Source organism: Candidatus Eisenbacteria bacterium (genome assembly GCA_005893305.1).
Lineage (GTDB): Bacteria > Eisenbacteria > RBG-16-71-46 > SZUA-252 > SZUA-252 > WS-9.
This window is the reverse complement of the sequence record VBOZ01000005.1, coordinates 16,809-26,272: the sequence shown is the minus strand read 5'-3', so window position 1 is coordinate 26,272 and position 9,464 is coordinate 16,809. Positions and strand designations below refer to the sequence as shown.

Annotated in this window: 9 protein-coding genes; 1 reads left to right on the top strand and 8 read right to left on the bottom strand. The window is 65.8% G+C overall.

The features are described from left to right. The 8 genes from E6K79_01000 to E6K79_00965 all read right to left on the bottom strand — a co-directional run. Positions 1-1,240 (bottom strand): hypothetical protein (locus E6K79_01000; GenBank protein ID TMQ67038.1); only part of this gene is annotated, 1,240 nt, incomplete at its 3' end. Positions 1,241-1,320: 80 nt separating this feature from the next. Next, complete coding sequence (locus E6K79_00995; protein TMQ67037.1) at positions 1,321-2,019, bottom strand: hypothetical protein; 699 nt, start codon at positions 2,017-2,019, stop codon at positions 1,321-1,323. Positions 2,020-2,049: 30 nt separating this feature from the next. Then, positions 2,050-2,655, bottom strand: coding sequence for a hypothetical protein (locus tag E6K79_00990; GenBank protein ID TMQ67036.1), 606 nt, complete (start codon positions 2,653-2,655; stop codon positions 2,050-2,052). Between the two features lie 215 nt (positions 2,656-2,870). Further along, entirely contained in the window at positions 2,871-3,143 is a 273-nt protein-coding gene (locus E6K79_00985) for a DUF1844 domain-containing protein (GenBank protein ID TMQ67040.1), read from the bottom strand. 86 nt (positions 3,144-3,229) lie between these two features. Further along, positions 3,230-4,405 carry a class I SAM-dependent rRNA methyltransferase gene (locus E6K79_00980; GenBank protein ID TMQ67035.1) on the bottom strand — a complete coding sequence of 392 codons (1,176 nt, stop codon included), beginning with the start codon at positions 4,403-4,405 and terminating at the stop codon, positions 3,230-3,232. Beyond that, positions 4,402-5,388, bottom strand: a complete 987-nt coding sequence (gene speB, locus E6K79_00975) for an agmatinase (GenBank protein ID TMQ67034.1) — start codon at positions 5,386-5,388, stop codon at positions 4,402-4,404. Before speB ends, E6K79_00980 begins: the two co-directional genes overlap by 4 nt. Positions 5,389-5,905: 517 nt before the next feature. Beyond that, complete coding sequence (locus E6K79_00970) at positions 5,906-6,859, bottom strand: GNAT family N-acetyltransferase (GenBank protein TMQ67033.1); 954 nt, start codon at positions 6,857-6,859, stop codon at positions 5,906-5,908. Then, positions 6,856-7,914 carry a putative sulfate exporter family transporter gene (locus E6K79_00965; protein TMQ67032.1) on the bottom strand — a complete coding sequence of 353 codons (1,059 nt, stop codon included), beginning with the start codon at positions 7,912-7,914 and terminating at the stop codon, positions 6,856-6,858. The genes E6K79_00970 and E6K79_00965 overlap by 4 nt, the downstream gene beginning before the upstream one ends. A 76-nt stretch (positions 7,915-7,990) precedes the next feature. Here E6K79_00965 and E6K79_00960 point away from each other — a divergent pair, with 76 nt between their 5' ends. Beyond that, a complete protein-coding gene (locus E6K79_00960; protein TMQ67031.1) occupies positions 7,991-9,145 on the top strand; it encodes an MBL fold metallo-hydrolase in 1,155 nt (384 codons plus the stop codon). The last annotated feature ends 319 nt before the right edge of the window (positions 9,146-9,464 follow it).

Sequence of the window (9,464 nt, the reverse complement as noted above, 5' to 3'; positions counted from 1 at the left end):
AGTCCACGACATAACAGCCGCTGAAGTATCCCATTGCCCCGATATCATTCACCGCGATCGTATCGCCAGGGCTTGCGCCTCTGCGAATTCGTTCGGCCACGAATCTCTGCATTTCGTTGATGTTCTGAACATTCCAGCCGTGCGCGATCCCGACCTTTTGACCCACGTAAACCTGCCAGGCGATGCACAAGAGGCCAGCGGCCAGAAGCCCCTTTGCGTAATGACGGCCAAAGGAGCGACCGGCGAGATACGCCAGGCCTGAACACGCCAGGATGATCCCGAAGGGAACGACGTAGGCGATATACCGGCCGTGCTGACCCCCAGAAGGCCCGAATGCGCCAAACACCAGCGGAAATCCGAACGCATATGCCACGAACGCTGGCCACCGCCGGATCAGAGCGATCGAGCCCACGATCATCGCCGGGATCAGCAGAGCGAAATGGTGTCCGAGACTTATGGGTCGGAGGGAGAGACCCCAAAGCCAGAGCCATTGCGTCGCCATGCTCCACTCGCGGCCTAGAAGATTCCCGCCGAAGCTGGATTTCACTCCTACCGAGTTTGGAAGGGGCCCCCCTCCGACCGCGTAGTTGAACAGGAGGTACGCTCCAATAATGACCCCCACCACGACCGCAGAGCCGATTGAGTTCCTTGCTGTGAGCTTTGGTCGAGCAACGATCGCGAGCAGCGCCAGAATAATTCCGTCCGGCCGCAACCACACGCCCGCCGCCCAGCACAACGCGGTTAGCGTCCACCTCTCAAGCGTGTAGAAGTAGATCCCGAGGCACGCCACAAGGAGATAGACCGGTACCTCCATCCCCGACACGGCGCCCCACAGGAGGGTCGGCGATATTCCGACCAGAACGCCCGCCAGGAGCGGTCCGATCCGATCCGTTGGATCGACTCTCCGCATCGAGTGGTAAACGAGAATCGCCGAGGCACAAAGGCATGCGATTCCTAAAACCTTCGCTGGGAGTACGACGTCGTGGAAGAGGAGATAAAGCGGGGCGAGGATGAACACGTACATGGGGCCGGTAGCACCGCCGATCGGCTCTCCCGGGTTGAAGGAGTATCCGTGCCCTGTCGCTAAGTTTCGAGCGAATGTCGCGTAGATCCAGGAATCGTCGAGGGAGAAACCCCACTTGCCTGCGACTTGGTGTTCAGCGGCGAGGAAAAATGCGGAGCCCGCGAGCGTCGCGACGACGATCAGAAGCTGAGGAAGGATCGAAGGGTGCTTTGACATACGAGAGGACTATGGCGCCCTCTTGGATCACTCGCAAGACCGAGGAAGGAAACGGTGCCAGACCGGGGACGCGCGACGAGTTACGTTGCCGCGCCCCGCTCCGCCATGAGGAGGTAGCGCTCATAAGCGTCCCGCACGAAGTAGGCTGCGAAGACGGCTAGGAACGCGCTGATGTAGCCCCACGTGAGGAAGAGCGTGGCGAAGAAAAATCCAAACAGGATCAGGGCCAGCGAGTTACTGAGCGAGTAGTTGGAGCCGAAGCTCGTCCGCCAGACTTCCCAAACGGGCCTCTGGCCCTCGAGGGCGATCGCCCCCGACACGAGCCACGTATTGAGGCCAAAGTAGACGACCGCCGCGAGCGCGAGCGCACCGACGTTCAACGGCGTGAGAAGGGCGTCAATCCCCGCGTGTCCGTTCCCCGTGCTGGCATAGACATGCGAGGCTGCGTAGACCGTCACGCAGCACGCCGCGGCGTTGAAGAGCACTTTGTACCAGGGGCGATGCCGGAAGACCGCGTCCGTTAGAGCGCCCGCCAAGGACGTCACGACGACAGCCGTCCACGTGGGAAGCACGAGCACCGACGCGAAATTCGCCGCCGTCGCCATGCTGATGTATCCCCGCCCGCGCGGTGCCGGGAGCCAGAGGACCTCACCCAGCATGTTCGCGAGAAGCCAGAAGAGGATCTCCAGGGGGGCTGGGGCGGGATTCGGCATCGCCGGCGCGAGCACGGCCCAAGCTCCTCCGATCGCGACCAGAGCCACGTAAGCCATGAGGATCATGCGGCCGCCCTCCTTAGGACTCCAAGGCCCTTACCAGCCGGCCTTTCCGGCCCCGTACTTCGAGAAGTGGCTAAGGCTGGTGAATACCGATTGCGGAGAGAGCGAAGCCGTGGTGGGCTGGACACGCCAGACGCCTGCGGCCGGGTCGTACCAGTAGACGACCAGCGTCGTCGGATCCACGGCCAGGTTGCTGAGGTCCACGGAAAGCTTGACCGGAACCGCGAACTTGTTCGCCGAGGCGGGCGAGATCGACAAATCGCCCTGGAGGATCGTCCGATCCGGAATGGTGATGGTGATGATCGCGGTCCCCGCGAAGGCGTGGGGCGGGATGGTAACGATCAAGCGCCCGCAGGTCACCGTACCGCCCCTGTCTCCATTGACCTTGCCGCTGGCGCTGATGCCGAGACCGCCGCTCGTCCTGCTCCCCAGATGGGCATCGCCTGACGGGATCAGCGTGTAGCCGACGCTGCCGTCGGGTGACACGGTGAGGATCGGAGGAGATGGGACCAACGCGCTCGCCGTCCCCGATGAAGGGAGATTGGCGGGCGCCAACGGCGACGTGCCGCAGCCGGACACTGCCCACCCCGTAGCGCCCACCAGCGCGACCACCACGAGCGATACCCACTTGAATCTCATATGGATCCTCCAATCGATGTGTGCGTCCGAGTCCTGTCGCTTCTGAAGATCGGTACCAGCATGCACCATGCCCGAGTGAAGGATTGTCTAAGATATCTAATGCCAGGGGCTTAGCCTGATGCGGACCAGCGCGGCGCGGGTGAAGTGGGGCCAGGGACCCAAGGGTGGCTGGACCGAGCCGGGGGCAGCGCGAACCCGAGAGGTCGCTATTGGCCCTACGATTCGGGCGTTGCTGGGGGCGGCGGTGGAGTACCGGCCGCAGGCGGCGAGGGGCCGCCCTTCCCCTTCTTGTCCTCTTCCATCTCCGCCACGTAGTTGAGGCGCAGCTCGGTCAACACGTGCTGGAGGAATCGCGCCTCCTCCCCTACGAGGTTCCCGCTGGTCCGGGTCTGCAGCATCTCGAGCACGTCGATGGAGAGCTTCGCCTGAGGTAGGTCGCGCTCGATCTTCTGCGTGTAGGGGTTCGGGACCTTCCCCATCTGCTGCATCGCGGCCGCCTGGAACGAGTGAATGAGGCCTAGAAACAGGTCCTTCTCGCTCAAGCTCTCATCCGGCCGCTGCCCCGGCTCCGGCGTCAATGGATCCGCTCCGCGAGCACCATCGTGAGATACGAAGACTCCCGGACCGACAATAGCACCGGGTGGTCGCGGCTCTGGCCGAGCACATCGACGATCCGGAAGGTCGCGCCCGCGCGTTTCGCCGCCGCCCTCAGGATGTCGAGGAACGCGGCCGCGTCGACGTGGTGCGAGCAGGTAGCGGTCGCCAGCATCCCGCCGGCGGGGAGGAGCCGCATCGCCGCCGCGTTGATCGCCTCGTACTTGGCGGTGCCCTCGGGGAGCGTCTTCCGGCTCTTCACGAGCGACGGCGGATCGAGCACGATCATTTCGAATCGCGATCCCTCGAGCTCGAGGCGCTCGAGCGCTGCCTCCACCTCCTCCTCGCGGAACTCGATCGAGCGCGTCGGCGCGTTGCGGAGGTGATTGTTCCGGGCGCGCTCGATCGCCGGTCCCGAGCGATCGATTCCAAGGACCGACGCGGCGCCGGCGGTAGCGCAGTGGAGCGAGAAGAGGCCGGTGTAGCAGTAGAGATCCAGGGTCTTGCGTCCGACCGATTCGTGGGCAATCCGCTTCCTGTTGTCGCGCTGGTCCAGGAACTCCCCGGTCTTTTGTCCGCTCATCACGTCGCACTCGAGCACATAGCCCTCGTACGGCGCGTCGACCTTGGCGGGCACTTCCCCGCGGATGAGCGGCTCCAGCAGGGGGAGCTGCTCCTGGGCGCGCGAGGGTGAGTCGCGGCGGCAAACGATGCCGGTCGGCTTCACGGCCTCCGTCAGAAGATCGAGAATCTGCTCGATCCGTTGCTCCACCCCGAGCGTCAGGCTCTGCACCGACAGGTAATCGCCATAGCGGTCGACGACGAGACCGGGGAAGAAGTCGCCCTCGCTGAAGACGAGCCGGTAGGTCGATTCGACCGGCAGGATGCGGCGGCGAAGTTCCAGAGCCTGGGTGATGCGCTCGCGGAAGAGCGTCGCGTCGATCGGGCGCTCGCGGCGCGCAAAGAGGCGCACGGCGATGAGCGAGTGAGGATTGTAGAGCCCGACTCCGACGACCCCGCCGCGTTGATCTTGAACGACGACCTCGCCGCCGGGCTCGGGCGTGCCGTCAAAGGAATCGATCTCGTTGCTGAAGACCCAGAGGTGGCCGGAGCGGAGCCGCCGCTCTTGGTTTTTTGCCAGGATGACCTTGGTCATCGACCCCTCTTCCGGCGCTTGGATGACCTGCGGCGAGGCTTGGATGCCGCGCGCGGCTCCGGCTTCTCCCCGCCCGGCTCTTTCTCGGGCCCGAGACCTAGGTACCCGATCAGCTTGTTGGCGAGCTTGGCGGCGAAGAAGTCGGACGCGGGCTGCCCCGGGATCGGGCAAAGCTCGACGATGTCGCAACCGACGACCTGCCTTCGCTCGCAGACGGCACGGAGGAGGCGCAGGCCCTCGTCCCACGTGAGGCCGCCCGGCTCGGGCGTACCGACGGCAGGCACCTCGGCGGGATCGAACGCGTCCAGGTCGACCGTGATGTAGACCGGGTTCGGGAGCGCGGCGAGGATCGCGCTGATGTCGAGCCCGCGTGCCCTGATCTCTCGGGCCAGGAATACCGGCGCGCCCTCCGCGTGGACGTAGTCGGCCTCCTCCCGCGATACGCTGCGGATTCCGACGGCCACCGTCGGGACACCGAGATCGCGGACGCGCCGCATGACGGAGGCGTGGCTCAATTTGGTCCCCTGGTACGCGTCACGCAGGTCCAGGTGCGCATCCATCTGGAGGACCGCCATCCCGGGATAGAGCTCTCGAAGTGCCGCGACCGGGGCCAGCGTGAGCGAGTGCTCGCCTCCGAGCGTCAGCGGGATCATCCCCTTCGCCGAGACCTCGGCCACGACCGTTTCGAGCTTCCGAAGCCCCGCCTCGATATCGGCAGGCTCCACCTCGATCTCCGCGAGCGTCGCGACGCCGATCCGGAACGGCTCCAAATCCAGCTCCTCGTCGTAGAACTCGACCTGACGCGAAGCCTCGAGGATTGCCTTGGGACCGAAGCGGGTGCCGGGGAGATAGCTGGTCGTCTGATCGAACGGCGCCGGGATGACCGCGATGCGCGCCTTGGAGAGCGGTGACTCGGATGGGTGAAGCCCCAAAAACAGGAGCGGCTCGGGCGTGGTGAGGCGCGCGCGGGGCGATCGGGGCACGTGATTTCCTCGGGGCGGAGAGGACCCGCGCGTCGTTCGCGCGGATCCTGGGCAGGTCGCGCCTCTGCGGCGCCTAGTTCTCTACTTCGTCCTCTTCGTCGTAGTCTTCGACTTCCTCTTCCTCGTCCTCATCGTCATCATCGTCATCATCGTCGTCTAAGTCGTCGTCTTCTTCCTCGTCCTCTTCAATCTCCTCTTCGTCGAAATCCTCCACCTCATCCTCGTACGGGTCTCTGGCCTCCCAGACATCGTGACGGCCGCGGTTCGACGATCCCAAGAACTCGTGCTCGCTGGTGAAGCTGTACCCGGTCATGATCCTACTCCTCAAAGGCGGTGGGTGCGGGGTCTCCGCATAGGGCATGAAAAACTGCGTCGGGAAATTAAGTTTGCCCCGGAGCCCCGTCAACGGAAATCGGACACGGGGCTCATGATTTCCTGAAATTCTAAGGGGCAGCGGCGAAGGTCCGCCAGTACCTCGGGCCATCCTTTGTGCCATAAGGAGTTGCGCGGTGTGACATCAGCGCGCACCTCGAAGCGTCAGATGGTAGAGGTCGTGGCGCTCCTCCTCGCGCATGCCCACGCTCTCGTAGAGCCGGGTCGCGCCGGTCGCGTTCTCGGCGTCGACGCCCAGGCTCACTCGATTGAGCCGGCGGAGCTCGAACGCGCGGAAGGTCTCGAGGAGAAGGGCTTTCCCGATGCCGCGTCCCCGGGCGCGTCTCTTCACGCCAAGCTCCCGGACCCATCCCAGATCACCGAACACGTAGGGGAGGACCGCTCCCACCGGCTCTTCCCCGTCCCACGCCACGAACCAAAGCTCGGGATCGAACTCGGGGTGAAGGACTCGGCGCGATACCCACTCGTCGTGCGGCTCTCGCGCGAATCGAAAATGATCGGAGAATGAATCCTCGATGAGCTCGTGGACCGGGCGTTCATCGATTCCTTGGCGGAAGCGCCGGATCTCGATCCCGGGCGGCGCGCCGGCGGCGGGGTACCCCGCCTTGAGCTCGATCGTCATCCGGAGATAAGTCCGGACCCGGACATAGCCCCGCGACGCGAGAAGCGCCGCCAGAGCGCCCCCCGGCTTCGCGAAGATCGCCAAGTGGACCCCCGCCTCGGCAGGAGCGACCGCTGCGTGCTCGCGCCCCCGCCCCTCGAGGAGATCGAGGAGCACCGGCTCGATCCCCTTCCCGCGATGCTCGGGCAGAACGTGCACGTCGGCCTGGACGTCGACGTGCGGCACCCGGTCCCAGGCCCACGCATAGCCCACGATCGCGCGGTCCGGCGCGACCACGATCCACGTATCCCGCGAGCGATCGAATCGGGGATGCGTCCAGTCGGCCAGGAGGTCCTCGAGCGTCGAGTCGGGCCGGCCGAGGTCGGCGATGTCGCCAGCGACTAAGAGCGCGACGATTCCCTCCGCGTCGGCCAGCTCGGGCCGGCGGAGGAGAAAACCCGGGGGCAGCTCGTTCATCCCGACGCGGGTCCCAGGAAGTGGATCAGGAGGAGGCTCGCGCCGGAGGTGAGCGCGGCGACCGCGAATCCGATCGCGAACGGCTTCCAGCCGGTCCGACGCATCGCCTGAAGACGCGTCGAGAGCCCCACGCCTGCGAGCGCCACGAGGATCATCGCGCGCGACGTTTCCCGGAGGATCGAGCCCACGTCGTGCCCGATGACGCCCGAAAGCCACCGGAGCCCGCCCAGCGAATTGACGAGCGCCATCGCGAGAAACCCGATCACGAACAAAGGGAACGACTGCTGGAACCGGGCCCAGCCGTCGCCGGGCGCCTTCGTCGCGGCCCCGGCGCGCGCGTACGCGAGGCCCACGCCGACGATGACGAGGCCCATGAGCGCGTTCCGCGTCAGCTTGACCGCGGTCGCGAGACGGCCCGCCGCGTCGCTGTAGGCGAAGCCGGCCGCGACCACCTGGGACGTGTCGTTGACCGCGGTGCCGACCCACGTCCCGAATTGAGCGTCGCCGAAGTGGAGGAGCCGCCCGATCACCGGGTAAAGAAGCACGGCGAGCGTTCCGAACAGCGTGTTCGTCGCGACCGCGAAGGAGACCTCCTCGTCCCTTGCCCGGATCACCGGCGCGGTGGCCACGATGGCGGAGTTCCCACAGACCGCGGTCCCGACCCCGATCAGCGTGGCAAGCCGGCCCGGCACGCCGGCCAGCCGGCTGAGGAGGTGCGCCGCCGTCAGCGCGAGCGACATGAGAATGACGATCATTCCGACCGCCTTCCCCCCGATCGCGAGCACCTGCTGGAACGAGAAGGCCGCCCCGAGGAGCACGATCGCCGCTCGGAGCACCGTCTGGAACGAGAACCGGATTCCAGGGGCCAGGGTGAGCGGGAGCGGCCCAATGTTCCCCACGATCAGTCCGATCAGGACCGCGAAGATCACCTCGCCGAGCGCGCTCGCCAGCTGGGTGGGGAGGTAATTGTGGACCACGCGCGCGGAGAGCCCGACAAGGACCGCCAGGGCGAGGCCCGGGAGCACGTCGACGAGGCGAGGCGATTGGGAGGGCATCCCGGTATCTTGCCCCGGCGCGTCCGCTGGGTCAAACAAGGTTGACTGCCTTTCGCCCCCGCGTCAGACTGCCACCATGGCTGGTGCTGCCGACGTCCGCGAAATTACTCCCGAAGAGCTGGTTCGAACCATCGAGTCGGGCGCCCCGATCCGGGTGCTCGACGTGCGCGCCCCGGAGGCCTTGGCGGGCGGGCGTATCGACATCCTCCCCGCCGAGCGCTTCATAAACATCCGCGGCTCCGAGATTCTCTCGAAGGGCGAGGCGATCGCGTCGACGTTGGCGCCCGATGGCCCCGTCGCGGTCGTCTGCGGACGCGGAAACAGCAGCAGGCAGGTCGCCATTCACCTGAACGAGATCGGGTTCGAGGCGATGTCGATGCGCGGAGGGATGGCCGCGTGGGCCGACGCGGTGGTTCCGCGACGCCTAAAGCCTCCCGCCGGGTTCGACCAGTTCATCCAATTCGACCGGATCGCGAAGGGCGCGCTGGGGTACCTGCTCGCCGTGGGCGGCGAAGCGATCATCGTCGATCCGCCCCGGAAGCCGCAGCCCTACCTCGAGGCCGCACGGGAGCTCGAGCTCAAGGTGGTGGCGGTGGCCGACACGCACGTGCACGCCGACTACTTGAGCGGCGGCCCGGCTCTCTCGCGATCGCTCCAGATTCCCTATTACCTCCATCCGGCCGACGCGATCCTCCCGTACGACGGCTCGCCTGGGAAGATCGAGTTCGCGCCGCTCGCGGATGGTGGGTCGATTCCGGTTGGCGGGCAGAAGGTGCGGGTGGCGCACACCCCCGGGCACACGGAGGGCAGCGTTTCGTATCTCGTCGGAGATGACGTGGCGCTGACCGGTGATTTCATCTTCGTGCGTTCGGTAGGGCGGCCCGACCTGGGCGGGAAGAGTGACGAGTGGACGCCGGTCCTCTGGAAGAGCGTCGATCACGCCCGCCGGACGTGGGATGCCCGATGTCGGATCCACCCCGCCCACTACGCCACGGAATCCGAGCGCGAGCCCGATCGCAGTGTTGGGCGTCCGCTCGGCTCGCTTTCGGAGGTCAACGAACCTCTCCGGCTCAAGACGGAGGGCGAGTTTGTCGCGTGGGTGAAGGCGAGGGTCGGGACGAGCCCCGCCGCCTACCGGAAGATCAAATCGGTCAACCTGGGCCTCGTTCAGATCTGGGAGATGGAAGCGCAGGAGCTGGAGGGCGGTCGAAACGAGTGCGCGCTCGGGTGATTAATGGCGGGGCCGGGTGGCCCGCCCGGTCGGTGTCCGAACTAGAGCAGATATCGCTTCCGCCTGAGGCGGCGGCACCACTTAGCACATCAAATCAATCCAGCTCATCTCCCCGCCCCCCCGGCAGCCCGAACGTCCGGTATTTTATCGAGAACTGCGATGTCGCCGTCGATTATGGCGGTCCCCGTCTTCTCAAGCTGTCCGAGCACGTCTTTCGCGTCTTTCTCGCATCGCTTGACGAGGAAGTTGGTGATCTCCTCCTGACCCACCTCAGCCGACGCGTAGATCAGACTGACGTTCCGTGGGAGAAAGATGCTGT